This window comes from Paenibacillus sp. RC334 (assembly GCF_030034735.1).
Taxonomy (GTDB): Bacteria; Bacillota; Bacilli; order Paenibacillales; family Paenibacillaceae; genus Paenibacillus; species Paenibacillus terrae_A.
Map to the genome: position 1 here is coordinate 3,447,595 of NZ_CP125370.1, position 25,139 is coordinate 3,472,733.

25 protein-coding genes are annotated in these 25,139 nt (G+C 47.8%); 2 read left to right on the forward strand and 23 right to left on the reverse strand.

Translation table 11 applies throughout. The features are described 5' to 3' along the window. Positions 1 to 4 precede the first annotated feature (4 nt). The 3 genes from QMK20_RS15870 to QMK20_RS15880 form a co-directional block, all read right to left on the reverse strand. Positions 5 to 760: a DNA/RNA nuclease SfsA gene (locus tag QMK20_RS15870; protein WP_283652375.1), complete on the reverse strand. Its 756-nt coding sequence runs from the start codon at positions 758 to 760 to the stop codon at positions 5 to 7. A gap of 228 nt (positions 761 to 988) precedes the next feature. Next, a complete protein-coding gene (locus tag QMK20_RS15875; protein ID WP_283652376.1) occupies positions 989 to 1,198 on the reverse strand; it encodes a hypothetical protein in 210 nt (69 codons plus the stop codon). 676 nt (positions 1,199 to 1,874) lie between these two features. Next, positions 1,875 to 2,843, reverse strand: coding sequence for a hypothetical protein (locus QMK20_RS15880; RefSeq protein ID WP_283652377.1), 969 nt, complete (start codon positions 2,841 to 2,843; stop codon positions 1,875 to 1,877). 278 nt (positions 2,844 to 3,121) lie between these two features. On the opposite strand from QMK20_RS15880, the gene QMK20_RS27405 reads away from it, so the two are divergent. Further along, complete coding sequence (locus QMK20_RS27405; RefSeq protein WP_349362260.1) at positions 3,122 to 3,196, forward strand: hypothetical protein; 75 nt, start codon at positions 3,122 to 3,124, stop codon at positions 3,194 to 3,196. A gap of 243 nt (positions 3,197 to 3,439) precedes the next feature. Here QMK20_RS27405 and QMK20_RS15885 read toward each other — a convergent pair whose 3' ends face one another. From QMK20_RS15885 to QMK20_RS15900, 4 genes are all read right to left on the reverse strand, one after another. Continuing rightward, entirely contained in the window at positions 3,440 to 3,727 is a 288-nt protein-coding gene (locus QMK20_RS15885; RefSeq protein WP_014282284.1) for a stage VI sporulation protein F, read from the reverse strand. A gap of 111 nt (positions 3,728 to 3,838) precedes the next feature. Next, positions 3,839 to 5,887, reverse strand: a complete 2,049-nt coding sequence (gene recG / locus QMK20_RS15890) for an ATP-dependent DNA helicase RecG (protein WP_283652378.1) — start codon at positions 5,885 to 5,887, stop codon at positions 3,839 to 3,841. 1 nt (position 5,888) lies between these two features. Beyond that, positions 5,889 to 6,758: a DegV family protein gene (locus QMK20_RS15895; protein ID WP_044647316.1), complete on the reverse strand. Its 870-nt coding sequence runs from the start codon at positions 6,756 to 6,758 to the stop codon at positions 5,889 to 5,891. A gap of 49 nt (positions 6,759 to 6,807) precedes the next feature. Continuing rightward, positions 6,808 to 8,592, reverse strand: coding sequence for a DAK2 domain-containing protein (locus tag QMK20_RS15900; protein ID WP_283652379.1), 1,785 nt, complete (start codon positions 8,590 to 8,592; stop codon positions 6,808 to 6,810). A gap of 512 nt (positions 8,593 to 9,104) precedes the next feature. On the opposite strand from QMK20_RS15900, the gene rpmB reads away from it, so the two are divergent. Beyond that, positions 9,105 to 9,293, forward strand: a complete 189-nt coding sequence (gene rpmB / locus QMK20_RS15905; RefSeq protein WP_014282288.1) for a 50S ribosomal protein L28 — start codon at positions 9,105 to 9,107, stop codon at positions 9,291 to 9,293. Between the two features lie 227 nt (positions 9,294 to 9,520). Here the strand turns inward: rpmB and spoVM are convergent, their stop codons facing one another. The 16 genes from spoVM to QMK20_RS15985 all read right to left on the reverse strand — a co-directional run bounded on the left by spoVM (position 9,521) and on the right by QMK20_RS15985 (position 25,106). Next, positions 9,521 to 9,601, reverse strand: coding sequence for a stage V sporulation protein SpoVM (gene spoVM / locus QMK20_RS15910; protein ID WP_014282289.1), 81 nt, complete (start codon positions 9,599 to 9,601; stop codon positions 9,521 to 9,523). Positions 9,602 to 9,743: 142 nt separating this feature from the next. Continuing rightward, the gene (locus tag QMK20_RS15915) at positions 9,744 to 9,995 is read right to left on the reverse strand and encodes a hypothetical protein (RefSeq protein WP_044649370.1); all 252 of its coding nucleotides are present in this window, start codon (positions 9,993 to 9,995) and stop codon (positions 9,744 to 9,746) included. Beyond that, positions 9,992 to 10,660: a ribulose-phosphate 3-epimerase gene (gene rpe, locus QMK20_RS15920; protein ID WP_283652380.1), complete on the reverse strand. Its 669-nt coding sequence runs from the start codon at positions 10,658 to 10,660 to the stop codon at positions 9,992 to 9,994. Before rpe ends, QMK20_RS15915 begins: the two co-directional genes overlap by 4 nt. 4 nt (positions 10,661 to 10,664) lie before the next feature. Then, positions 10,665 to 11,582: a ribosome small subunit-dependent GTPase A gene (gene rsgA / locus QMK20_RS15925; RefSeq protein WP_283652381.1), complete on the reverse strand. Its 918-nt coding sequence runs from the start codon at positions 11,580 to 11,582 to the stop codon at positions 10,665 to 10,667. A gap of 90 nt (positions 11,583 to 11,672) precedes the next feature. Beyond that, positions 11,673 to 13,949 carry a Stk1 family PASTA domain-containing Ser/Thr kinase gene (gene pknB / locus QMK20_RS15930; RefSeq protein ID WP_283652382.1) on the reverse strand — a complete coding sequence of 759 codons (2,277 nt, stop codon included), beginning with the start codon at positions 13,947 to 13,949 and terminating at the stop codon, positions 11,673 to 11,675. Further along, a complete protein-coding gene (locus tag QMK20_RS15935; RefSeq protein ID WP_283652383.1) occupies positions 13,946 to 14,722 on the reverse strand; it encodes a Stp1/IreP family PP2C-type Ser/Thr phosphatase in 777 nt (258 codons plus the stop codon). The genes pknB and QMK20_RS15935 overlap by 4 nt, the downstream gene beginning before the upstream one ends. A 6-nt stretch (positions 14,723 to 14,728) precedes the next feature. After that, positions 14,729 to 15,769: a dual-specificity RNA methyltransferase RlmN gene (gene rlmN, locus QMK20_RS15940; RefSeq protein WP_283652384.1), complete on the reverse strand. Its 1,041-nt coding sequence runs from the start codon at positions 15,767 to 15,769 to the stop codon at positions 14,729 to 14,731. A 189-nt stretch (positions 15,770 to 15,958) separates the two neighbouring features. After that, on the reverse strand, positions 15,959 to 17,374 hold the full coding sequence (gene rsmB, locus QMK20_RS15945) for a 16S rRNA (cytosine(967)-C(5))-methyltransferase RsmB (protein WP_283656291.1): 1,416 nt from the start codon (positions 17,372 to 17,374) through the stop codon (positions 15,959 to 15,961). After that, the gene (fmt, locus tag QMK20_RS15950) at positions 17,371 to 18,330 is read right to left on the reverse strand and encodes a methionyl-tRNA formyltransferase (protein WP_283652385.1); all 960 of its coding nucleotides are present in this window, start codon (positions 18,328 to 18,330) and stop codon (positions 17,371 to 17,373) included. The genes rsmB and fmt overlap by 4 nt, the downstream gene beginning before the upstream one ends. Positions 18,331 to 18,336: 6 nt before the next feature. Continuing rightward, positions 18,337 to 18,834 carry a peptide deformylase gene (gene def, locus QMK20_RS15955; protein WP_283652386.1) on the reverse strand — a complete coding sequence of 166 codons (498 nt, stop codon included), beginning with the start codon at positions 18,832 to 18,834 and terminating at the stop codon, positions 18,337 to 18,339. 130 nt (positions 18,835 to 18,964) lie between these two features. Next, positions 18,965 to 21,586 carry a primosomal protein N' gene (gene priA / locus QMK20_RS15960; protein WP_283652387.1) on the reverse strand — a complete coding sequence of 874 codons (2,622 nt, stop codon included), beginning with the start codon at positions 21,584 to 21,586 and terminating at the stop codon, positions 18,965 to 18,967. Next, entirely contained in the window at positions 21,586 to 22,899 is a 1,314-nt protein-coding gene (coaBC, locus tag QMK20_RS15965; protein ID WP_283652388.1) for a bifunctional phosphopantothenoylcysteine decarboxylase/phosphopantothenate--cysteine ligase CoaBC, read from the reverse strand. Before coaBC ends, priA begins: the two co-directional genes overlap by 1 nt. A 90-nt stretch (positions 22,900 to 22,989) precedes the next feature. Next, positions 22,990 to 23,193, reverse strand: a complete 204-nt coding sequence (rpoZ, locus tag QMK20_RS15970; protein WP_013310893.1) for a DNA-directed RNA polymerase subunit omega — start codon at positions 23,191 to 23,193, stop codon at positions 22,990 to 22,992. A 121-nt stretch (positions 23,194 to 23,314) separates the two neighbouring features. Next, positions 23,315 to 23,887, reverse strand: coding sequence for a guanylate kinase (gene gmk, locus QMK20_RS15975; protein ID WP_137063621.1), 573 nt, complete (start codon positions 23,885 to 23,887; stop codon positions 23,315 to 23,317). A gap of 14 nt (positions 23,888 to 23,901) precedes the next feature. Further along, positions 23,902 to 24,162 carry an extracellular matrix/biofilm regulator RemA gene (gene remA, locus QMK20_RS15980; protein ID WP_005548256.1) on the reverse strand — a complete coding sequence of 87 codons (261 nt, stop codon included), beginning with the start codon at positions 24,160 to 24,162 and terminating at the stop codon, positions 23,902 to 23,904. Between the two features lie 56 nt (positions 24,163 to 24,218). Then, complete coding sequence (locus tag QMK20_RS15985) at positions 24,219 to 25,106, reverse strand: YicC/YloC family endoribonuclease (RefSeq protein ID WP_283652389.1); 888 nt, start codon at positions 25,104 to 25,106, stop codon at positions 24,219 to 24,221. Positions 25,107 to 25,139 lie beyond the last annotated feature (33 nt).

The following is a 25,139-nucleotide window of genomic DNA, read 5'->3' on the forward strand; positions in this document are numbered from 1 at the left end:
CTCCTTAGCCAGTGAAATTCTCAGTCATTTCATAATAATTAACCAGGTCAACTCCAGTGGAAGTGATTTTAAAATTGATTTGCCATATTTCGATTCCTTGCTGGATTGAAGCATATATAGATTCTTTAATATAATGACTATTTTTATTTTTCATGGCAGGTCGAAAGCCTTGGTTATTATACACTAAACAGGTTAATAAAATCGCTCGTTCATTGGCTTCTAAACTTCCAGCCAACTCACTAATATGCTTGATGAATCGCTCATGAGAATTAAAGTCGCTCCCTTTTTGTTCAGTAATATGAGCGGGAATTTCGATCTGCAATTGCTGAAGAGGGGTTTTAACCTCAATATAGGTGTTATTCACTAGGAAATCTAACTTTGAATTTCCGAGTTTCTGCTCTCGTTTCAATGTAGTTCCGTTTTTAACCATGTCTGATAACTGGTCGGTGACTATATAATGCTCTACATAACGATTAGCTGCATTTTGGTTAATACCGATCCAATTTTTCTGTTCTGAGTTAAGGTGGTCAAGTGATATAGCTTCAACAGTATAGGGTGTTTTTCGTTTTAGATCAGTGCTATGAGACAACAAACAAGCAATATCTCGAATAACAATATTACCGATTCGTCCAGTAGTAGGGCAATGGCAATCATAAATGATTCCATTAATCTCTACTTCCATGATAAAACGATTTCTACGCTTGCGAATTATCCCTTCCTGAAGAGGGGGCTCAAAAATAAATGGATTATTGTTTTTCATTAGATGTCTCCTGGATAAGATCTGAATTGCTGTTCTTAGTGAATATATAGAAAAAAGCATACCAAGAAGGAGAAATTACAAGATGCAATTCAAAATCTCTATAGTCAGTGTATAGCTTGTTAACACTGCACCTTGATTATATAAAAACACTCCTGACAACAGTATGTCAGTAGTATTATTATACTAAAATCATTAAATTAGGAAAATTTGAAATTTTATAATATTTTCTTAAAAATCACCATCTTTGTACAACCTGCTTTTTGCAATGATCGCATGAGTCCCAACATCCCAACTTGATTTCCATAAGTTCTTGCGTTTCATGCGCACCATTTGAGCTGCATAATGAACAAATGACTGGGAAAAATGATCCAAATGCTTATGGTAATGGAGTTGGGCTTCCAACTGAGCATGCCCACCTTTGCGTGCAATAGTTAACATATTAAATCCCTGTAGCATCATATTGCAAAAGGCAAATGTCTGGTGTCGCCGGGTCTTATTCTTTCAATATCACCATACTTTGGGACAACCATTTCATCATAAAATCGATCAATCAAGGTAATAAATTGATAAGAACCTATTCTCGGGAAGAATAGACAGTCGTAAAGCTAAGGAATCTTTGCTTTGTTGCTGTCTTACTAAGAAACAACCAATTTGTTCCAGTTGATAATTTCCACTCCGGTCAGAAGGTTTTTTGATACCAATTTTCTGATCCACAATTCCGTAACAGATAAATAGTCGGCTGCTTTATTTTTCTGCTCCAAAACATTATTTTTATTAAAGTAAACCCAAAGAAATTATTGTCCAAGAACAATGACTCGATTTCGCTACTCATTTTTTTGTTAATTTTGGCAAGTAATCTTTATACAATTTGTTGCATCCGGTTCTCAATTTTTTTCTCATTCGTTCCGTATTACCTTGATAAACCAGCGATGATGAAAGATTAGAGTCTCCTCTTGGCAGTGCAATATCGTATGGATTATCAGCTTCTTCGGCCAGAAGATTTGTAAATATGCCGCGGCCTAAATGAGTGGACCACTTATATTCCTCCAACTTGATTGTAAACAAGGTCATCCGAATTAGATGATTTCCTGAGTCGCTTTTAAAAACTCTTGTTTTAACCTACTGAAATAAGCCCTGTAGCTTGTCCTGACATGGCTTTACCATCTCGATTTACAAATAACGCAACCGACCCATCCACAGGGGAATAAGTTTCTAAATGGTTTCGATACAATAACTGAAGCCAATCTTGAATTGGAAAAACAATCTGTCTTCTTGCTTTTTTAACACCATTCGAACCGGAACTATCTTTAAGATCCGTTCTCATATTTGTTTGTTGCAGCTTAACCACTAAACCAAATTCTCCAAAGAAGCCGATTGAGGTCACATCTGATCTTCGGACGTTCACAAGCTCTCCTTGGCGGATTCCTCCAAAGCAATGCATATAAACTCCCAAAGCAATGGGATTCGCGACTTTCACTACCAGCTCAATCAAAGGTAAAATATATTGTTCCGGTAAATCATGGGCTATATGGCCTTGCTTTTTTCTCGGCATGATGACCCCTTGAAATGCAGAAACCGTATATTTTTGATTCGATGTTCCGTAGAGGATTTTCTTTTTAAAGACACTTTCATCAACATGGACCAGCAGTTTTTTCTTCGCTAAGAACTCATAAAACAAGGTTAAGGTTCTCTCTGCTTTCCTTACAGTCATTCTTGTTTCCTCTGTTTTCATTAATTCGTTCAAAAAAGCAGTTGCATGATAAAATTGGAGCTCCCGCAAAGACGAAAGCTTGTACTTTATTCGGTTTTCAATAAGTATGTAATTTAAAAGCGCAAAGATAATTGGCGTGTAGTCTCTGGGAATTGAACGCTCTATATTTCCAGTAATGAAATATAAATTCCGATAAGGAGTGAACGCACATCCATCCATTTTTTTATTTTGTAAAACGATCACAGCATGTTTATTAATAACAGGTTCGCGATCCCGATACTTTTTCCACAATTCAATTCCTACGCTTTGTACACCAAAACGCACCTCGTTAATCTTCCATGAAAAAGGTACGATTGAATTATTATGATTCATCTAAAGTCCCCCATGACTAATTCGTCTCATAGTTATGCCCATAGATTATTACATGAAATTCAATACATTACCATATTTTAGTTATCATGTTAAATCGCTATTTATGCTCACACAGAAAAAAGGGAAGCAATAAAACCTGTGGGATATAAGGATTTACATCGTAATTAATGAGGCAGCGACCGGGTTTTCCCGCCAGATAAAGCTGTCCGATCCTACAAACCGTGCCGAAAAAAATATATGAAACCGTGAAAAAAAATTTTTATACCTTTTGGAACCATATGCCTGTGAAGCGAGTGGGTGTCGCCTTAAGCGGCCTGATGGATGATCAGCTGTACCAGCTGGACTTTTTATGAAGATCAGGAGCGATCCGTCAAAATTGGCGGTCATTATAAATAAAATCTCTCCATTAACACACAGTCTATTACCCGGGGAATTAAATACGAGCGAAGGCTATGGAATACTATGCTGAATAGAAAACAATCTGGAAATAGAGGAGCAAGCAAAAAAGGACCACCTGACATCAGGCAATCCTTTTTCCAGCTTGGATGAGCATCGAGCATTCAGAGAGATTTTAGAGACATTCTGCGTATGTCTGGTTAACGAAACATCCCCCACAGCTTAATCAGATGGAACGTATTAGATGGATCGATTTTTTGGGCCAGTACGAAGGCCGTCAGTTGCTCTTCCTGTGCAGCCGTCAGCCGCTCGTTCAGAATAGCGGAAGTGGACTTCACAAGTTGACGTACCTTGGCTTTGTTTTGCAGGTCCGCCTTGGTCACACCTTCGATCTGCTGCTTAACTCGCTCCTTGAGTGCACGATTTTTCATTTTCAACTTAATCCGCTCCACCAGTTGCGGACTGATTCCATATTGCTGATAGCTCAATGTTACCGCACCTCCCATATCATTCGGTCATTCCCAAATATATGACGGTCAGCCTGTCCATTGTGCCTATCTGTTTAAAACTATAAAAACAACCTTATAATTCAAGGTGTATCAGTCGATAAGATCTCCCTGGAAAATCTGCTCTTTTTGCAAATAGCCACGTAATGCTTCATAATGCGGAGATGTCCAAAAGGACGAATCCGCGATCAAACCAGTCGCATCCTCACGTGCCTTTTCCAGCACCTCAAAATCCGCTACCATATCTGCTAACCGAAACTCGGGCAGCCCACTTTGCTTGGTACCGAAAAAGTCACCCGGCCCTCTCAAATCCAAGTCACGTCTAGCCACCTCAAAACCATCGTCCGTATCGGTCATAACCTTCATCCGCTCCTGACCCACCTCAGACTTGGGATCAGCGACCAGCACACAGTACGAGGCATGTGTACCCCGTCCGACACGTCCACGCAGCTGATGCAACTGGGACAAGCCAAAGCGGTCGGCATCCATAATGATCATTAGCGTCGCATTCGGCACGTCTACGCCCACCTCTACAACTGTCGTTGAAATGAGTAACTGGACTTCATTGGCATAGAAAGAACGCATAACCTCTTCCTTTTCTGCGGGAGTCATTCGCCCATGCAGCAGACCGACGCGGTAACGTGGAAAAGCCTGTTGCATTTGAATATGCAGATCGATGGCATTCTGTACATCCAGCTTCTCAGACTCCTCAATCAACGGGCAGATCAGATAAGCCTGCCGTCCCTGATCCACCTCACGGGAAATAAATCCGAGCACACGATCCATCAGCTCATGCTTTACCCAATACGTAGAAATCGGAATACGACCCTTTGGCCGCTCTGACAACGTAGAGACATCCATATCGCCAAATGCGGTGATCGCCAGCGTACGCGGAATCGGCGTTGCCGTCATCGTAAGAACGTCGGGATTATAGCCCTTGCGACGCAATATACTACGCTGATTTACACCAAACCTGTGCTGCTCATCCGTTACGACAAGCCCAAGCTGGCGGAAATACACATCTTCCTGAATAAGGGCATGCGTGCCCACCACAATATCCAGCAGACCCATCTGGAGCGAAGCCAGCAGCTCCTTACGCTTCTTCCCGGTCGTACTGCCCGTCAACAACCCCACACTAATCCCAAACGGTTCAAATAACTTATGAAGCGACCGCATATGCTGTTCAGCCAAAATTTCCGTTGGCACCATCAGCGCCCCCTGAAAACCGGAACGCACCGTAGCAAACAAACCGATGGCGGCAACCACGGTTTTACCTGACCCAACATCCCCTTGAAGCAGACGGTTCATACAATAGGGCGAGCGCAGGTCATGCAGTATTTCAAGCTCCACTTTCTTCTGAGCATCCGTCAGTTCAAACGGCAAGGCCCTCACAAATTCGCGAACCGTGGCATTATCCACTGTATGTACAACCCCATCTGCCCGGCCGCGGTTCAACGCACGGAATGCCTGCATTTTCAACTGAAATAAAAACAGCTCTTCATACACCATCCGGCGGCGGGCCTCTTGTCCCTCTCGATTGTCCTGAGGCTGGTGTATACCTGCAATAGCCTGCTTACGCGGCATTATACTATATTTACGTACAAGTGACTCCGGTAAAATTTCGGGAATCATTTCACCAAACTGCTGGAGCGTCTGGTTCATCGTCTTGCGCATCCAGGTCTGCGTAATCTTGCCGCCTACGGAATACACAGGCTGAAGCGTCCCCGAACGAGCGACTCCTTTATCGGGAAACTCAGAATCTGCAACAGTCATTTGCATCCGTTTGAGGTCCCATTTACCAGTCACCACAATTTCACGACCTGAGGTTAGCTGCTCCTTCATGAAATGCCGATTAAACCACGTTGCTGTAAACATCCAATCCTCGGCCATCAATTTACAAGTCAATCTGGATTTGCGCCCGTAACGCTGAAGCACCGGAATGCCCATGATTTTAGCCTGCACCGTAATTTTATCTCCGTCCTTCACTTCGCTCAACGAACGCAGACGGTAATCCTCATACCGGAACGGATAGTATTCCAGCATGTCCTGCACGTTAGAAATGCCAAAAGCGTGAAGCTCTCCTTCTTTGAGAGCACTCACGCCATGTATTTGTTTTAAAGGTATTTGATCCAAATGCAGCATATTACCTCTCATCTCCGGCCGGCCATACAAAAATGCCAATCGTTCCTGGTCCTACATGGGTCCCAATAACAGCGCCAAGTTCAGTATATATTCGATCTCCCAGCTCAAAGTGTTCTGCCAACTGTGCCTCGAACGCTTCTGCTGCCGAACGATCTGCCGTATGGCCTACAGCAATATTAATTTTTTGGCCCTTTAAATCCCGCTCCAGCAATTCAATGATTCTTGCTGTCGCTTTTTTATGTCCTCTTGCCTTGTCTACCGAATAAATGATACCTTCCTTGTCCATCGAGAGAATCGGCTTAATATTGAGCAGGGTGCCAACCATTGCCGCTGCCTTGCCAATACGTCCACCTTTTTGCAAGTATTCCAGGGTATCCACCAGGAAATACAAACAACGGCGCTCCCCACGACGTTCCACAGCCCGACCAATATCAGCTGGGGATTGCCCGGCAGCCGCCAGCTCTGCCGCATAAACCACTAGCATGCCGTATCCGTATGAAGCTGATTTGGAATCCACCACGGTCACTCTATGTTCATGCTTCTCCAGCATGGATTTACCCAACAGAGCGGACTGATACGTTCCACTCACGCCGGAAGACAAATGGATGGAAACGATCTGGCTCTCGGGATGTTGCTCCAACAGCGTCGTAAATGTCTCCAAAAAGCGGGCTGGTGAAGGCTGTGACGTCGTAGGTAGCTCATCAGCCCGTACCAGTTCGCTGTAAAATTGCGCAGCAGACATCTCAATGCCGTCAAGGTAAGTCGTGTTTCCAAACATCACCGTCAGCGGCACAATGACTATCCCGAGACGGTCTACCAGTTCCTGTGGAATATCAGCCGTGCTATCGGTCACAATGATGGTGTTACTCATCGATCAGACCTCCATTTGTGTTGAGCTTCTATGGACGCTCTACAGCCCATCAAGTTTCCACCGAAAACAGGTAAGGATAAATCGGCTGACCGCCTTCATGAACTTCCACTTCAGCATCCGAATAATTTTCTTCAAGCCATGCAACGAGCAGCTCTGTATCTTCTTGCTTCGCATCCGAACCTGTGAGAATCGTAACAATCTCATCACCATTCACCAACATTTTGGTCAGCAAAAGACGAGCCGTTGCGATTAATTGTTCTTCAGTCGCTACAATTTTGGAATCCTGAATACCGATATAATGGCCGGCCGTAATGTGCAGGTCATCAAGCGTCGTATCCCGTACTGCATAGGTTACCTGTCCTGATTTCACGCGGCTGACCGCGTCCCGCATGCTGTCCTGATTGGCCTCAAAGGCTTCTTCCTCCTGAAAAGCGAATGCCGCAGCAATACCCTGAGGAATCGTCTTGCTCGGAATAACCGACACCAGGCGCTCCATCTCCAGCAGTTCACGGGCCTGCTCTGCCGCCAGAATAATATTGGAATTATTCGGCAGGATAAAAATGTGCTGAGCCGCAATCGAGCGAGCCGCATTAACAAAGTCTTCCGTACTTGGATTCATCGTCTGACCACCGGAAAGGACAACATCCACACCTAAGCTTCTGAAAATATCAGCAATCCCTTCGCCTGAAGCCACTGCTATGAAACCATAGGGTGCCAGCTCATGAGCCGGTGGCTCAGATGGCTCCTCCTCACGTGCAGGCTCTGCCGGTATTTCAGCAAACCACTCAGGCTCAGGAGCGCCATCCATACCCGCAGACAACAAATCACGATGCTGCTCGCGCATATTCAGAATACGGATCTGTGTAATTTCCCCGTAACGTAGCGCCAGATTCAACACTTCGCCCGGAGCCTTGGAATGAACATGAACCTTAATAACATCATCGTCAGAAATAACAATGATAGAGTCTCCATCCACAGATAACGCTTTCCGGAAGGCTTCCTCATCAAAGTCCGTACCTTGGGCTTCTCCCAATTGTCGATTAATAAAAAATTCCATATCATATAAAAATTCAATATTTTCCGTTTCAAGCTTCGCCTGCGCCGAAATCGGTGCATCCGGTGAAGGAGCAATCGATTGCGCTGTCGGTCTCTCGGATACATGAGGAGCATAAGCAGTGCGTACATTCTCCCCTTTTACAATTGGAGCTGTCACCAAACCGCTTCCAAGATGCTGCATGAACCCTTCATAAATATACACAAGTCCTTGTCCACCCGAGTCCACAACCCCAACTTGCTTCAGTACCGGAAGCATGTCCTGCGTCATGGCAAGCGTTTCCTTCGCTTTGGCAAGCACTTCTTCCATCAGTTCAGTAATGTCATTTGTCCGGCGTGAAAAAAACACAGCATGCTTGGCCGCTTCCTTCGCCACGGTAAGAATTGTACCCTCCACCGGCTTAACCACCGCCTTGTAGGCCGCATCCACCCCGCTCTGCAATGCCGATGCGAACTGAAGGGTATTCAATTCCTCGTATGGGGCAGCGTAACGGCTAAAGCCACGAAACAACTGAGACAGGATAACCCCTGAATTGCCGCGGGCTCCCATCAGCAAACCTTTGGATAATATGCCGGACATGACACCGATGGAGGAAGAATCCCCCCTCTTTAATTCTGTTACGCCCGCGCTCATCGTCAAATTCATGTTAGTTCCTGTGTCACCGTCCGGCACCGGAAATACATTAAGTGAATTGACGTGTTCCGCATGCTGCTGTAATTGTTCCGCCCCGGCTAAAACCATTGCGGTAAAATCTGTTCCATTCAAAGAACGATTACTCAAGAGAATTCCCCTTCCTAGCTTAATACACTTGTTTTGCCATCAACCTTCCGCATCGTCATGTTCATCTGTGCGGACAGGTTCAATTGAATTATACTAAAGCCAGACGACGAATACGAATGTCACACTTTCGTAAGCTTTTCGTACTCATGGCCTGATCAGCCTTCCACAGGTCATATATATGAAAAACCAGTCAACCACCCGACACTGAAACATCGGCTGGAATGATAAATATGGTTCCGCCTCTGATCTGTCCGGCATGACTGGAATAAGAATTCACATTCCAACTATTACAAGAATAATCACAGCAATAGCTATCCCATATTGTACTATAATGCGTAAGAGAAATAAATAAAGTTTTTGAATCGGTTGACGGAGCTTTTTTGACTATGATATTATATATAAGTATTGTTTTGTTCAGGTTAGTGACTTACAAAGTCCGACTGACCCAGTCGGCCTGAAGAGCGACCCGTTCCATACGGAACTTGGTTATTTTCAGAATAGGAGGTGGAATCATGTCTCGTAAATGTTCTGTAACAGGCAAAAAGCCTGGCACCGGTAACCACGTATCTCACGCTAACAACCGTAATCGCCGTACTTGGGGCGTCAACGTACAGAAAGTTCGTATTCTCGTTAACGGTAAACCGAAACGCGTTTATGTCAGCACTCGTGCATTGAAAGCCGGTAAAGTGACTCGCGTGTAGTCGCAAAAAAATAACGTTATAAACAAAAGGCACCTCGTTTTAAACGGGTGCTTTTTTGGTTATTCAAAATGTTACGTCCATTCGATCCATGATGTCAAAATGTCAGGCATCTTCCCGCGCGTTCCCGCCTTTTGCTGCCGAGCTACCTTTATGTTATTGTGCCCGGGAAGCATGCCCTGCGTACCTTGCTCTTCATTTTGCATCCTGTGTGTACGTTACCGTGCAATTCAGCTTTTCTGGAATGTATTCAGAATGGCTTTGACGAATCCACCCAGAAATCTTGGTAGCTTGATTGTATAAAACTTCATGCTTCACCCTCCCCATCATCCTCGTGCATCCGTTCTCTGTAGTTTATGCAACCTGTCAAGGGTTGTTGCCATACAAAAAAAGGCTACATGAGAATCCCGCTCATGTAACCATATTTATGCACATCCATCCCATGCTATACCATTAGACAAGTCCACGAACATACAGATATGCTGAGAGTATGAAAATAAATAGGATATAATAAAGCACGCTGCTTATTACAAAGCCGATGCGCAAACCGCGCCGTTCATTTTTACGAAAATAAAACAGCACAATCAGAACGGCAACGAGTGAAAGAAGGGCATTCCAAGGAGCCTTCACCAGCGAGAAGCAACTTAGGATCACACCAGTCGCCATACTCGCTACCGTCATCCACAGCGCTTCGGTCAGCTTCACTTGGACAAATGAGCTGCACTGTCCCGAATAGCCGTAATAGCCGCTCCACGGTCCGCTCTGCCAAATACCGCACTACCAGCCACCAGAACGTCAGCACCTGCTTCAAATACGGCTGGTGCCGTCTCCTCGGCGATGCCACCGTCTACCTCGATATGTACATCCGGACGGCCGATTTCATTCAACCATGTGCGAATCTGTCTGATTTTATCCAGCGTCTCCGGAATAAAAGACTGTCCTCCAAACCCAGGGTTAACTGTCATAACCAGAATCATATCTACATTTGGCAGCACTTCCTTGATCGCATATGGTGAAGTGCCCGGATTGAGGGCCACACCGGCAAGAGCACCTTGCTGCTTGATCAAATGAATGACCCCGTGCAGATGAACACAAGCTTCGGCATGAACGGTGACGATATTAGCTCCAGCCTTCACAAAATCGCCGATGTAACGTTCAGGATGCTCAATCATCAGATGAACGTCCAGAGGAAGGCTCGTATGCGGACGAATAGCCTGAACGATAGGAGGCCCTAAGGTAATATTGGATACAAAATGACCATCCATGACATCCACATGAATCCAGTCTGCTCCTCCTGCTTCAGCTTCCGCAACTTCACTGCCCAAACGGGCAAAATCAGCGGATAAAATCGACGGTGCTATTTTTAACATATGCTCAGTACCTCCGCTTTTTTTCTTTTAACTCCTGATAAAACTGTAAATAGTTATCATACCGGCCCTGCGAAATATGTCCTTCTGACAAGGCCTCTCTCACTTTACAGCCAGGTTCGTGAATATGAGTACAACCTCGAAATTTACACCCATCAGCGTACGGTTGGAATTCACGGAAACACGGGGATAACTCATCCACGCCCAGCTCCAAAAAATCCAGCTGGCTGAAACCCGGTGTATCTGCTACAAAACCGCCATTGTCGAGTGGAATTAATTCTACATGACGAGTCGTGTGCCGTCCTCGGCCCAGCTTATTGCTAATGGCACTCGTCTCCAGCGTTAGGCCCGGTTCCAGCGCATTAAGCATGGAAGACTTCCCGACACCTGACTGTCCGGAAAACACGCTGATTTGACCAGCCAACAGCTTTTTAAGCTCAGCCGTACCTTCCCCGGTACGAGCACTGGTCACCAGTACCTCATAACCAATCTTCTGGTACATTTCCTGAACAGCCAAAACCGTCTCATCCTCCGAAGGACTACCCTCATACAAATCGCGCTTTGTCAGACAGATAATCGTATCCAGCCCTGCGTGCTCAATATGCACCAAAAATTTGTCCAGCAGAGGCAGATTTAAATCCGGCTCACGCAGGGAAAACAACAATACGGCAAGCGTAGTGTTAGCCACTGGCGGGCGAATGAGCTCCGTCGTGCGCTTCCGAATCTCATTAACCATACCTTCCCCGTTTTCAGTCAGTTCGTAAACGACCCGGTCGCCGACAAGCGGCGTAATCTCTTTTTTCTTAAAAATTCCGCGTGCTCTGCATTGTACCGTAGCTTCGCCGGATACCGGCCGCCCATTCTGATCCAGACTGGAGACATAATAATATCCGCTGAGCGCCTTGACGATCAGACCTTCAGGCATGTGTAAGCTGTCCTCCTTTATTTTTTTAGGTTCCAAAATTCGAATAGTGAAAGCGAATAACGGATAGTATTATACTGACCTCCGGCAAGATTACTGATGCTTTACAGCCTCAATGACTTCACCCTGTTTTTTGTGGAGGCCCTTTTCCTTACCTGAATGGTTTGTGTGTTTAACAGCAAACTCACCACCCGCTAGGCCCGTGGAGCCCGTTTCGGGGGCAAGAGCGGACGGTTCACCGTTACTATTGGTACCATCCTGATTGCTTGGGTCACCCCCAGTATTACCATCATTTGAAGTATCCCCGCTATTCCCTTGTTCGCCACTGCCATTCTGTGAAGAAGTACCTTCTGGCGTATCCGTCGGTGTAGTTCCAGCAGGCGGAGCGATTTGAGGCATCGTCACCGTTCCATTCTTCGCGTCAATATAAGAAACGGGATACGTATCAACAAATTGTCCATCTCTGTATACAGAGACAACACTGTCCTTGTTCGGAGCCAGCAACAGATTAATAGTGAACACTTGTGTCGTATTAATCGTACGGCTTCCCCATTCCTGGTTTTCTCCACGTGCATCCGTATAAGTAATACGAATCTTGCTGTTTTTACCCTCTTCCTTCGGCGCAACTGGCACATTAAATGGCAGTGTAATCGCTTCTGGCGGATAACCAGTGCTTACATAAAACGTAATTTCCGTATTTGGAGGCAAATCACTGCCAGCCTCTGATGGCCACTGCTTGGTTACTTTTCCTTTTTCCTGCTCATAGCTGAATTCCTCTTTAATCGAGCCAACCTTCAAGCCCGCCTTTTTGACCTCATTTTCTGCTTCCTTCTGTGTATGCCCGAGCAGATCTGGCATTTTCACTGTAGCAGCGCCCTTGCTGACCGTCAGCACCACCTGTACCGTATCCTTATCAAAGGACTCATTCGCCGTCGGTGTCTGACTAAGGACGGTTCCTTCGGCCTTGTCACTGAACTGCTCATTCCGCTGAATCTGTGTCTCCTTAATTTGCTGGGAGGTCAACAGCTTGACAGCATCATCATAGCTCTGCCCTTTGACATCCGGCATCGGAGTAAGTGGCTTCGCAATCCCGACTTTCAGCTCAATTTCTGTTCCCTTCTTAACCACAGATTTCTCTGGATAGCTCTGATAGTAAACAATTCCAGGCGCAACCCCATCCTTATACTCACGCTTAATCGGATCCTTAATAACCAACCCGGACTGACTGATCAGCACTTTCGCCTGATCCTCGGTTTTGGTCACCACATTCGGCACTTCAACGTCAGGGACGACGAGCAAATTTTGCACATAGTACACTACGCCGCCCATGCAAAGAAGCAATACGAGCACCAGCGTTATCCATAAGATCGGCTTCTTTTTACTTTTTTTAGCCGTTTGCTTGCTCTGAGGCTTTTCAGAATTGCCGGATTGGACAGACACGTCGTCTCCATTGGAGGACATTCCCATTTGCTGAGGCTTAATAGCCGGAATAACCCGCGTTTGATCCTCGTCGTCCAAATGTGTAAATTCCAGCTTGGATTCATTACGTCGTCCTGGCAACAGGCATGTCTCCAAATCTTTTAACATTTCATCCGCTGATTGATAACGTTCCTCCGGATTTTTGCGCATGGATTTTAAAATGACGTTTTCCACGCTTTGCGGAATCAGCGGATTAATTTTGCGTGGTTCCTCAAACTCCTCTTGCAAATGCTTGAGTGCTACACTGATCGGGCTTTCCCCCAGAAAGGGGAGCTGCGCCGTCAGCATTTGGTATAAAACAATCCCAAGAGAATATAAGTCCGATTTCTCGCCGGTGACGATTCCCTTCGCATGCTCAGGTGAAAAGTAATGGACAGAGCCCACGACAGAGCCTGTCTGGGTAATCGTCGTTGACGTGACGGCTCTAGCAATCCCAAAATCGGTTACCTTAACCCGTCCGTTGCGCCCGATCAATATGTTATGCGGTTTAATGTCCCGGTGAATAATCTGATTTTGGTGAGCGTGTTCCAGCGCATCACAAATTTGAGAAGCGATTCGTACCGCTTCATCCACTTGCAGCGGAGCACGTTCCTTAATGATTTCGTTCAGATTTTTGCCCTCCACGCACTCCATTACGATATAATGGATTTCATCCTCTTGGCCGACATCATAAATACTGACCACATTAGGATGGGAGAGCGAGGCCGCAGACTGCGCCTCACGCCGAAACCGGCGAATAAATTCATCATCATGAACAAATTGCTGACGCAGCACCTTGACCGCCACATTACGATTCAGCAAAATGTCTTGAGCCCTGTACACCAGCGCCATACCGCCGCCGCCGATACGCTCAATAATTTCGTATCTTCCCCCAAGCAGGTGCCCGATCATGCGTCACACCCCTTTTCACTCAATGAAACTGTGTCATCGGGTAATTCAAACAAAGCTACCGTGATGTTGTCGTCGCCTCCGGCAAGCAGTGCCAGATGCAGCAGACGATCTGCTCGTTCTTCCAGAGGATTCTCGGCGGCACCTACTACTTTACTAATTTGCTCCTCTGTCACCAGATTGCTCAGCCCGTCGCTGCACAGTAACAGTACATCGCCTTTTTCCAGAGAAATGGAGTCCATATCCACCTGCACCTCGGAATCAGTACCCAGCGCCCGTGTTAACACATTGCGACGAGGGTGGTTCTCCCGCTCTTCCTTACTGATCTGACCGTTTTTGAATAACTCATTGACCAGCGTGTGATCTTCCGTAATCTGACGTACCGCCCCTTTAGAAATCACATAGGCACGGCTGTCCCCGATATGTCCGATAATCCCGGAGGCATCGTTTAGCAAAACGGCTACAACTGTTGTTCCCATATTATGATACTTGTCATCGTGGGCAGCCGTCTGGAAGATGACTTCATTAGCATGCAAAATAGCGTCGCTAAGCGCCGCTGTCAAAGAATGCGCGGATAACCCGCTCTCCAGCGTCGCCAAATCAGCGGCAAGTGTCTCAACCGCAAGGCGGCTGGCCGTATCACCGGCCAAATGCCCCCCCATGCCGTCGGCAACAATTCCAAGAATATATCCCTGCTCCAAGTGCCTGATCCAGGCAGAATCCTCATTCACCGAACGTACACGTCCGACGTGGCTGACATGAACTGTTTTGATCAAATGGTCTCACCCCAACTCCATATGCTTTGCACGCAACTGGCCGCACGCAGCGGCGATATCATGACCCTGCTCACGCCGGATCGTCACATTGACGCCTTTCTCGGCAAGAATGCGCTGGAAATTAAAAATATCGCTGCGCGATGTGCGCACATACTTGCGCTCAGGCACATGGTTAACCGGAATCAGGTTGACGTGGCACAGCATGTCCTTCAGCACGTCCGCCAGTTCTTCAGCATGTTCCGCCTGATCATTCACTCCACCAATCAAGGCATATTCAAACGAAATTCTCCGGCCTGTTTTAGCAAGATAGTAACGAAGCGATTCCATAACATCCTGAAAAGGATAACGTCGGTTTACAGGCATCAGCTTCGAACGAAGCGCATCATTGGGGGCATGAATGGATATTGCCAGATTAATCTGGGTATCCTCGTCCGCAAATTTGTAAATATTCGGCACGATACCGCTGGTCGACACCGTGATGTGACGCTGACCAATATTCAGACCCTTTTCATGAATCATCGTACGCAAAAATGTCATGGTCGCTTCATAGTTTTCAAAAGGCTCGCCCGAACCCATAATGACGATGCTGCTCACACGTTCATTCGTCTTATCCAAAATTTTCTGTGCCTGAACGACCTGCGCAGTTATTTCACCGGCGGTCAGGTTACGTTTGAGTCCGCCAAGCGTCGAAGCGCAAAATGTACAGCCGATCCGGCAGCCCACTTGAGTCGTTACACAAATACTGTTTCCGTAATTGTGTCTCATAATAACTGTCTCGATAGCATGATCATCATGCAGACCAAACAGAAATTTTACCGTACCGTCCTTCGACTCCAGCTTTGTAATTTCATGAAGCGTCACAAAACTGAACTGGTCCTCAAGCTTCTCTCTCAGCGACTTGGACAAATTCGTCATCTCACTAAAATCATTGACCCGCTTCACATACAGCCAGTCAAAAATTTGTCCTCCGCGAAAAGCAGGCTCGCCATTACGCTTGGTCCAGTCCTGCAACTCCTCCAGAGTTAAATCATATATAAAAGGTTTCATCAATGTTTGCACCCGTTCCTTCTTCATTAAGTTCTGTTTCATTCTCACAGACAGTGTTTTTCATTCTTCCTATTTTAGCACAAATCCCTTAGGGGGTAAAAATTTTTCGTCCCAATGCAAAAACCGCCGGATGATGTCCGGCGGAATGTGGAAATGTTGGTGGTTGACTGCCTTCGGGATTCTTACGAACTATTTTACCCGGCGCAAACGCGCGATATAAAATCCGTCGCTGTGAAAATGCTGCGGCAACAGCTGTATCGAGCCGCGCTGAGCATGATCCATGCCGTCAGTTACGTCTGATAAGAAATGTCCTTCTGCCAGTTCATACTCGGGATGGTCACTTAAAAAACGGGTGATTTGCCCTTCATTTTCATCCGGTTCAATCGTGCATGTACTGTACACCAGAATACCACCCGGCTTCAAAAGCTCAGCTACGCTGTCCAGCAGTTCATGCTGGAGCTGCGTGATGTCACGAACATCCTGGAGAGTTTTACTCCAGCGCAAGTCAGGCTTGCGGCGGATCACTCCAAAACCGGAGCATGGCGCGTCCAGCAAGACGCGGTCAAATGATGCCGGAGCATAACGATTTTTCAACTCAAGTGCGTCCCCGGTGACCGTTTCCACGGCATCCAGCCCTAGCCGATCTGCCTGTTCCTGGATTAGCCGATGTTTGTGAGCATGCAGATCGTTGGCGATAATCCGGCCCTGATCCTTCATTAACTCAGCCATATGAGCTGTTTTGCCGCCCGGAGCAGCGCAGCAATCCAGTACCAGCATATCCGGCTCAGGCGCAACCGCCTCGGCGACGAGCATGGAGCTTTCGTCCTGCACGGACAGCAAACCGTCTGTATACCAGGAAGTGAGCGCCATATTTCCGCCGCTGCGAACGACAATTCCGTAAGGGCTAACCCCCGATGGAACAGCATCCATCCCTTTCGCAAGCATCTCGTTCAAGAGTTGATCACGACTGGTCATTGTCGTATTCACCCGCACGCTGACCGCAGGTGGCTCATTATTAGCGCAGCAGATGGCTTCCGCAATATCCACACCGTATTGCTTAATCCAGCGCTTGACCAGCCACTGCGGATGGGAATGCTCCAATGCAATCCGTTCCTCGGCTGACAGCCCGTCCGGAATGCGCAGCTTGTCCGGCTCACGCAGCATGCTGCGCAACACGCCGTTGACCATCCCTGAAATCCCCTGGTGTCCGCGACGCTTGGCAATGGTCACTGCTTCACTAACGACTGCATGATCCGGAATGCGATCCAGATATACGATCTGATACACACTCATTCGCAACAGCGAACGTACCCAAGCCTGGAGCTTGGCTGTTCCTTTCTGAACAAACTTGTTGAGAAAATAATCCAGCGTATTCCGGCGTGCAACCGTACCATATACAAGTTCCGTGGCCAAGCCAGCGTCACTCGCGGACAAGCCCGCCTGTTGAAGCCGACGGTTCAGCTCAAGGTTGCTATATGCACCTTCCTGCTCAACTCCCGTCAGCACGTCCAACGCAACTTCCCTAGCCGTCTGGTTACGGGTCTTGCCTGCTCTTGCACCAACGTCCCTGCCTTGGCCTCCCTGACGGGAGTGACCGCCGCTCACCCGAGCACCGTGCCCGGCTTCATCTGGCCGCCACACGCAAAGTTCCCGGCTTCCATAACCTTCTTGCCTGCCGGCTGCACCTGTGTCAGCCAGAGCGTGCCCTTGCCCGTCTGTACTTCAACGCCACGGGCAGTCAATTGCAGAACTGTTCCGGGTGCTGGAGCATTTGGACCAGCCGCTTCACTATGGATGGAAGGCTGCTCAGCCGCCCATATTTTAAAAACATTTTCTTCCCACAGCGTAAATGCACCTGAAAACGGAACCAGCCCGCGAATCCGGTTGTATATTTGCTGCGCACTGTCATTCCACGGAATGCGCTCATCATCGCGGTTCAGGTTCGGAGCGTAAGTTGCCTCTTCCTCGTTTTGCGGCGTTCGACCCGATTGCCCTGCCAGCAGCTTAGGCAGCTCATCCTGTAAAAGCTCTGCTCCAGCTATGCTCAGCTTCTCAAAAATCGAACCGGATGTATCCTCCGGTTCAATAGCAACCTCAACCCGCGATATCATATCGCCGGTATCCAGTCCTTCCGCCATATACATCAGCGTTACACCTGTAACGGTTTCACCGTTAATAATTGCACGCTGGATTGGCGCCCCTCCCCGATAACGAGGAAGCAGCGAACCATGTACGTTAAGACAACCGAAACGGGGCAAGTCCAATACGGATTTAGGCAAAATCTGCCCATAAGCCGCTGTTACGATCAGATCCGGACGCAGCTCCGCCACCTGAGCCACCGCTTCCGGCTGGCGTAAGCGGGTCGGTTGAAGCACGGGCAACCCGCGCTTCTCCGCCGCTTCCTTAACTGGCGTAGGCGTTAATATTTTTTTCCGTCCCTGCGGCTTATCCGGCTGCGTAATGACACCGACTACATTATAGCCATTGTCCAGCAGCATGTTTAACGAAGGCACAGCGAAATCCGGCGTGCCCATAAAGACGATACGAATGTCTTGACTCATCGAACCTCACTCTCCTGTCTGACGGTTCGGTCCTGGCTGTTCCGGAGCAACCTCATATACTTTTTCCGCAATATCCGTAAATAAAACTCCGTTCAAATGGTCAATTTCATGTTGAAAAGCCCGAGAAAGCAATCCTGTCGCTGTAACCGTAATCGCCTTACCATCACGGTCCAGCCCCTTGACGGTAACCTTCTCGGCACGACGCACATCACCATTTAACCCAGGAATACTTAAGCAGCCCTCAGCACCCAATTGCTCGCCTTCTTCGGACATAATTTCAGGATTTATCATTTTAATTAAACCATGCTCATCCCCGGCATCCACAACGATTAGACGTTTCAAAATACCTACTTGTGGAGCAGCAAGGCCCACTCCCTCAGCTTCATACATGGTATCTGCCATATCGTCGAGCAGCTTTTGCACGTTAGGCGTAATTTTAGTAACTTCCTTTGCTACTTTGTGCAGTACATCATCCGGTTCCAACACTATAATTCTAATTGACATGACAATAGAACACCTTCCTCTTTATCCTTCATTTAAGCTTCGTCGTATTCACAACAAGCGCGACTGCTACATTATCCTATGTACGGACGGCTTGTCCGCATTAACTGTGCCGAAAACTTTTGCGCATACGCTACATAAGCATCTGCGGATCGACATCCAGACTGACCAGCAGCTTTTGGGCCTGTGCGGATTCCGCCATTTCATCAGCTACCTGCTGGGCCAGACCAATCGCATCTATATTTCCACGCCATTTTATCATACATTGAAATCGGTATCTATTCTTGATTCTCGAAATCGGTGAAGCTACAGGCCCTAAAATGTCAAGCACATCCGATGTAAGCCGATCCATATTGCCGAACCAGCCCCTTTGCCTCGCTCTCCCTTGTACTGTGGCTGAATAGTTCTCAGCCAGTCGAACCAGTACAGGGAGCTGTTCATGAGAGAAGGTCACCAAAATGAGACGGCAATACGGTGGATAATGCAGATTACGGCGGTGTTTTAACTCTTCCCTGACAAAAGAACCGTAGTCGTGCCGACTCGCGTGAATAACCGAGTAATGTTCCGGTGTATAGGTTTGCACGAACACTTCCCCAGGCAATTGATGCCTCCCGGCGCGTCCGGCTACCTGTGTTAACAACTGGAATGTCTTTTCCGCAGCCCGAAAATCCGGTAAATTAAGCGCCGAATCCGCAGTGATGACACCTACCAGCGTTACATCGGGAAAGTCCAGCCCTTTGGCAACCATTTGGGTGCCGAGCAGTACATCCGCTTTTTTATCACGAAATTGCTTGAGCAGCTTTTCATGGGCATTTTTCTCCGTCGTTGTATCGACGTCCATCCGCACGACACGTATACCGGGAAACAGCTTTGCCAGTTCCTCTTCCACTCGCTGAGTACCTGTGCCAAAGTAGCGAATATGCTCACTACCGCATTCCGGACAAACCTGAGGCACGGGCTCAGAATAACCGCAGTAATGGCAACGTAAATTGTTTGACCGCTGATGATATGTGAGCGAAATATCACAATGCGGGCAACCCGCCACATAGCCGCAGCTACGGCACATGACGAACGTAGAATGTCCGCGCCGATTCAGTAGCAATACTGTCTGTTCCTTGCGCTCCAGCCGCTCTGCGATTCCGTTATGCAATGCGCGGCTGAACATGGAGCGGTTGCCAGCACGCAGTTCCTCGCGCATATCCATGATATGCACCTCGGGTAATGAGTTCCCTAGTGCGCGAGTCTGCATTTCAAGCAGCAGCGGTGCAAACTCGTCATTACTTTGCGAGCGGGCCGCGTAATAGCTTTCCAGAGACGGCGTAGCTGAACCAAGAATAACCACAGCCCCATGCTGATGGGCTCTGCGTACAGCCACGTCACGCGCGTGGTATTTGGGTGTCTCTTCCTGCTTATAGGAGGTTTCATGCTCCTCATCCATAATAATAAGGCCAAGTTCACGAAAAGGCGCAAATACAGCCGAACGGGCGCCAATCGCCACCTTCACACGGCCTTCGCGTATTTTACGCCACTCGTCGTAACGTTCGCCTCCGGACAGTCTGCTGTGCATCACCGCGACCTGATCGCCAAAGCGACCTTTAAAACGCTCTACCATTTGCGGTGTCAACGATATTTCCGGAACCAGCACAATCGCCTGACGATTCTGCTCAATACAGCGCTGAATCGTCTGTAGATAAATTTCCGTCTTACCACTGCCCGTAACTCCATGCAGCAAATAAGCTCCTTGCTCACGCGTATCCAGCTGCCGGATGATCCGTTCATACACGTATTGCTGCTCTTCGGTGAGCGGCAACGGCTTCGTAGGCTTGAAGTTTCTACCCCGATAAGGGTCGCGGAACACCTCTACATCCTCAAGCACCGCATAGCCCTTATCCTCCAGCGCCTTGACCGTTGCGGCTGATACACTAAGCGAGGTCATGACTTCCTTCAGCGGCAGGGGCAGAAACTCGCTGCGTTCCAGCAAAAAAGCAAGTACCTCCCGCTGACGCTGCGCTTTGGCGGAAAACTGTTCAAGCGCCGCTGATGCCTCTTCTATGCCGATAGCCAAATCCACGGCCTTCATGGTCTTCTTGCCAAGCTTGTCCTTAATAACCTGACTCTCCTGAAGCACCCCCCGGCGCAACAGCGATTTAATAATCTCTGCTTCTTCGGGGAAACGGCGGCTTAGCTGCTGAAGCGGGACTTGCTCCTTCTCCTGAATAAAGCTGACAATCTGGCGTTCAGCCGGGTCGCTCATACCATCGTCGGTCAGAAGAGCCCATTCGGGTTCTCCCCTCATATCCGACCGCATGGCTCGATGTGTATCCGCTTCTGAACCGTAATTCAAAACGTCAGCAGCAGGCAGATGATCTGTGAATTCATGCTGCTCAGCGATAGAAATATAACGTTCGGCCTTGCCCTTTAACGCTGTAGGAATCATCACTTGCAGCGCCATAATTTGATTGCAGGCATAGCGTTCGCTTATCCATTTACCCAGTTCTACCAGATCCGGAGACAGGGGCGGTACCAAATCCAGCAGCTCCTGTATCGCCCTCATCCGATATTTCGGCGGCTCCTCGGCCGGTACTACCGAGATGACAAATGCCTGCACCGTCCGTTTGCCGAATGGCACTGCAACCCGGCTACCCGGCTCAATCCATGGCCGCATTGACTCAGGAATCAGATAATCGAAAGTACGATCCGTATCCTTGGCGGGCACATCTACAATAACTTTGGCAACTAAATTGCCCATTTCCATTAATGCAACACCCCACCCATACGTCCAGCCGCTATCGTAAGGAGCTTACGCGCTACTTCTTCCTTTGACTGCACAGGAATACGTTCTACCATTCCGCCACGGTCATAAATTTGTACAGCGTTCGTATCGACGCCAAAGCCTGCTCCATCAGCAGTTACGTCGTTAGCCGCCAGAAGATCACAATTTTTTCGCTCCAGCTTATCCATGGCATACGTCTCCAGGTTCCCGGTCTCCGCAGCAAAGCCGATTAAAAATTGATGCTTCTTGCTTCGTCCGAGTGACTCCAGAATATCGATATTCTTCACTAACTCCAGTGTAAATGTACTATCCTTCTTCTTGATCTTGGTCAGTGCCGCCTCACGCGGTCGATAGTCTGCAACCGCAGCAGCCATCACGACCAAATCGCTCTCTTCCCACTGTCTGAGCACAGCGCTATACATGTCGTCAGCGGACTGAACTTTTTCAATCGAAATGCCCACAGGAGGCTCCGCACTTGTATTTGCAGCAATCAAATGTACATCGGCACCCAACTCCTGAGCCACTTTTGCGATGGCAAAGCCCATTTTACCGGAAGAGTCATTCGTAATGTAACGTACCGGATCAATTCTCTCGATCGTGCCTCCAGCGGTTACAATCACTTTTTTGCCTGACAGCAACCGTTTATTGCCATTCAGCAGCGAACCTTGCGATTGTCCACCCGAATCCACAGCTTCTCCGCCAAACCAACGTGGCTCCGGCTTGTTGGTGACGCCCTTACCTTCCTGTTCTTGCTGTTCAAAAAACCGTTCTACCGTTTGTACGATGGTTTCCGGCTCTTCCAACCGTCCTTTGCCAACATAACCACAAGCCAGCAATCCTTCACCCGGCTCAATCATCATGACACCCCGGGATACGAGCGTCTCCATGTTTTGCATTACTGCGGGATGAGTATACATATGCACGTTCATAGCAGGTGCTACCATAATAGGTGCTGTCGTTGCCAGCAGCGTTGTGGATAGCATATCTTCAGCAAGCCCATGCGCCATTTTCCCGATGATATTTGCGGTTGCAGGTGCAACCAGCACCAGATCGGCTTTGTCCGCCAGATGAATATGGGATACGACGGACGGTTCTCTTTCATCAAACGTGTCACTGTATACCGGATTACGAGAGAGCGACTGAAGCGTAAGCTCGGTAATAAACTCCTTCGCGGATGCCGTCATAATGACATGAACCTCGGCTCCCTTTTGCGTTAGCTTACTACACAGCGCAGCCCCTTTATAAGCGGCAATTCCGCCGGTAATACCAAGAATAATAACTTTCCCCTTCAACATCGTTAACTCCCCCTGACCGAAAAAAATAACAACCTTGCGGTTGTCAAAGAAATTGGCATTGCGCCCGGTTATAATAATTGTCTATAATTCTTATTCGTCTTCGCCACTTTCAAGACGCAAATGATCCGCGTAGATCTCTTCCAACGCCACTCCAACTTGCTTGTGGGATTTAGGATTCTTGAGAGTCGTCTTCTCACCCTCGCGCAACTGTCTGGCACGGCGTGAAGCCGCTACAACCAACGAATACTTACTATCTGCCTTTTTCATCATTTCATCAATGGAAGGATACAGCACGAATAGACACCTCTTCATGTAGTTTTGGGACTATACAAGCTGAATTCCAGTGTACATTTCCGAGTTCAGCTTGTATAGTAATTTTCTCTTTAAGTACGCTTGGCATATATATAGTCCTCGTTTATGGATGGACCTTACAATGTTCGGCGATAATAATGGATTCTATTCGTTTACAAGCGAAATCAATCTCATCATTGACAACCGCATAATCATAGTGACGCAACAGATTCATTTCATCCACAGCTACCGACATGCGGTGATCAATGGTTGCCTGAGTTTCTGTGCCCCGTCCCCGAATCCGGTCCTTCAATTCATCCAGCGAAGGCGGAAGCAAGAAAATGAAAATGCCATCAGGAAATTTCTCCTTCACTTTGAGCGCTCCCTGAACCTCAATCTCCAGAAAAATATCTTTTCCCTGCGCAAGCGTCTGATCTACAAAATCACGTGGAGTGCCGTAATAGTTACCTACGTACTCTGCATGCTCCAGCAACTCATCCCGTTCAATCATGCCCAAAAACTGTTCACGCGACTTAAAAAAATAGTTAACTCCGTCCTGTTCACCCATGCGGGGCGTGCGGGTTGTCGCGGAAACCGAGTATGTCAATTCCGGCAGTTTTTCACGCAGTGCGTTGCCTACTGTTCCTTTGCCGACACCCGAAGGTCCGGATAATACAAATAATAATCCCTTAGCCATAGTACACTCCATTTTTATTCGTCATTGTCATCATCTTTAGTGGATAGTCGATGAGCGACCGTTTCCGGCTGCACCGCAGACAAGATCACATGATCACTGTCCGTTATAATAACAGCTCGTGTCCGGCGGCCATAGGTAGCGTCAATCAACATATGACGGTCCCTAGCTTCTTGTATAATCCGCTTGATCGGAGCAGACTCCGGACTGACGATGGAGATAATTCGGTTGGCCGACACGATATTGCCGAAACCAATATTGATCAATTTGATTGCCATATTCAGGTCTTTCCCCCTATACATGTGACTATTGCAGCCGTGCCGCTACCAGGTAGCTACTCGATGTTTGCAGCCTGCTCACGAATTTTTTCCAGCTCCGCCTTCATCTCGACGACTAAATTAACTAGCGCAAGATGATTGGCCTTGGAGCCGATCGTGTTGACTTCCCTGTTCATTTCCTGGATTAAAAAATCTAATTTGCGACCGGCTGGCTCGTCCGACAGCAGCAATCCCCTGCATTGCCCAAAGTGACTTTGAAGCCGGGTAAGCTCCTCATCAATACTGCTGCGATCCGCGAATAAAGCAATCTCCATTCCGAACTTATGCTCATCAAGCGTAAATGAACCATCCTGAAGCTCAGTAAGTCTATGTTTTAGCCTGTTACGGTAGTCGCTCACAACATGAGGAGCCAGCACAGTCATTTCATGATGCAGGGACTCCAAACGCGAAATACGGGATTCCACATCCTGCGCCAAATGCCCGCCTTCTCGTCTTCTCATGTCCAGCAGTCCCTGCAATGCTTCATTCAGAGCTTGCTGAAGCTGCTCTCCCCAGCCCTCTTCGTCTCCATTGCAAACCTCACCAGGCTCACCCAGAACGTCAGGCAGCGCAAGAATGTCGCTTATACCCAACGTTCCCTTCACGCCGTACCGATCCGCCAGCTGCTCCGCTGCATGCAAATAAGCCTGCACTACAGTGTCATTCAACCGTGCGGCGGGTATCTGTTCTTCATCACGTTCCCTGTGAATGAAGACGTCGACACGGCCGCGCTTGATTTGCTGTTGAACCGTTCTTCTCAAGCCATCTTCATAACGAGTCCATTCGCGCGGAATCCTCATCATCACTTCGCAATAGCGGTGATTCACCGATTTCAGCTCCAAGCGCACTTTATAGCCTTCATAATGAAGGATGGCTTGACCGTATCCGGTCATACTCAATGACATCGGCATCACATCCATTATACTATTGTAATTGAT

What these genes read in the sequence shown, in the direction of transcription:
- def (WP_283652386.1), bottom strand. Translation starts at nt 18,834, where the DNA reads ATGTCAATTAGAATTATAGTGTTGGAACCGGATGATGTACTGCACAAA.
- priA (WP_283652387.1), bottom strand. Translation starts at nt 21,586, where the DNA reads ATGGAAATGGGCAATTTAGTTGCCAAAGTTATTGTAGATGTGCCCGCC.
- rsgA (WP_283652381.1), bottom strand. Translation starts at nt 11,582, where the DNA reads ATGCCTGAAGGTCTGATCGTCAAGGCGCTCAGCGGATATTATTATGTC.
- remA (WP_005548256.1), bottom strand. Translation starts at nt 24,162, where the DNA reads ATGGCAATCAAATTGATCAATATTGGTTTCGGCAATATCGTGTCGGCC.
- rlmN (WP_283652384.1), bottom strand. Translation starts at nt 15,769, where the DNA reads ATGAAACCTTTTATATATGATTTAACTCTGGAGGAGTTGCAGGACTGG.
- rpe (WP_283652380.1), bottom strand. Translation starts at nt 10,660, where the DNA reads ATGTTAAAAATAGCACCGTCGATTTTATCCGCTGATTTTGCCCGTTTG.
- QMK20_RS15985 (WP_283652389.1), bottom strand. Translation starts at nt 25,106, where the DNA reads ATGTCATTGAGTATGACCGGATACGGTCAAGCCATCCTTCATTATGAA.
- pknB (WP_283652382.1), bottom strand. Translation starts at nt 13,949, where the DNA reads ATGATCGGGCACCTGCTTGGGGGAAGATACGAAATTATTGAGCGTATC.
- gmk (WP_137063621.1), bottom strand. Translation starts at nt 23,887, where the DNA reads ATGGCTAAGGGATTATTATTTGTATTATCCGGACCTTCGGGTGTCGGC.
- recG (WP_283652378.1), bottom strand. Translation starts at nt 5,887, where the DNA reads ATGCTGCATTTGGATCAAATACCTTTAAAACAAATACATGGCGTGAGT.
- spoVM (WP_014282289.1), bottom strand. Translation starts at nt 9,601, where the DNA reads ATGAAGTTTTATACAATCAAGCTACCAAGATTTCTGGGTGGATTCGTC.
- QMK20_RS15875 (WP_283652376.1), bottom strand. Translation starts at nt 1,198, where the DNA reads ATGTTAACTATTGCACGCAAAGGTGGGCATGCTCAGTTGGAAGCCCAA.
- QMK20_RS15880 (WP_283652377.1), bottom strand. Translation starts at nt 2,843, where the DNA reads ATGAATCATAATAATTCAATCGTACCTTTTTCATGGAAGATTAACGAG.
- fmt (WP_283652385.1), bottom strand. Translation starts at nt 18,330, where the DNA reads ATGAGTCAAGACATTCGTATCGTCTTTATGGGCACGCCGGATTTCGCT.
- QMK20_RS15895 (WP_044647316.1), bottom strand. Translation starts at nt 6,758, where the DNA reads ATGAGTAACACCATCATTGTGACCGATAGCACGGCTGATATTCCACAG.
- QMK20_RS15870 (WP_283652375.1), bottom strand. Translation starts at nt 760, where the DNA reads ATGAAAAACAATAATCCATTTATTTTTGAGCCCCCTCTTCAGGAAGGG.
- coaBC (WP_283652388.1), bottom strand. Translation starts at nt 22,899, where the DNA reads ATGTTGAAGGGGAAAGTTATTATTCTTGGTATTACCGGCGGAATTGCC.
- rpmB (WP_014282288.1), top strand. Translation starts at nt 9,105, where the DNA reads ATGTCTCGTAAATGTTCTGTAACAGGCAAAAAGCCTGGCACCGGTAAC.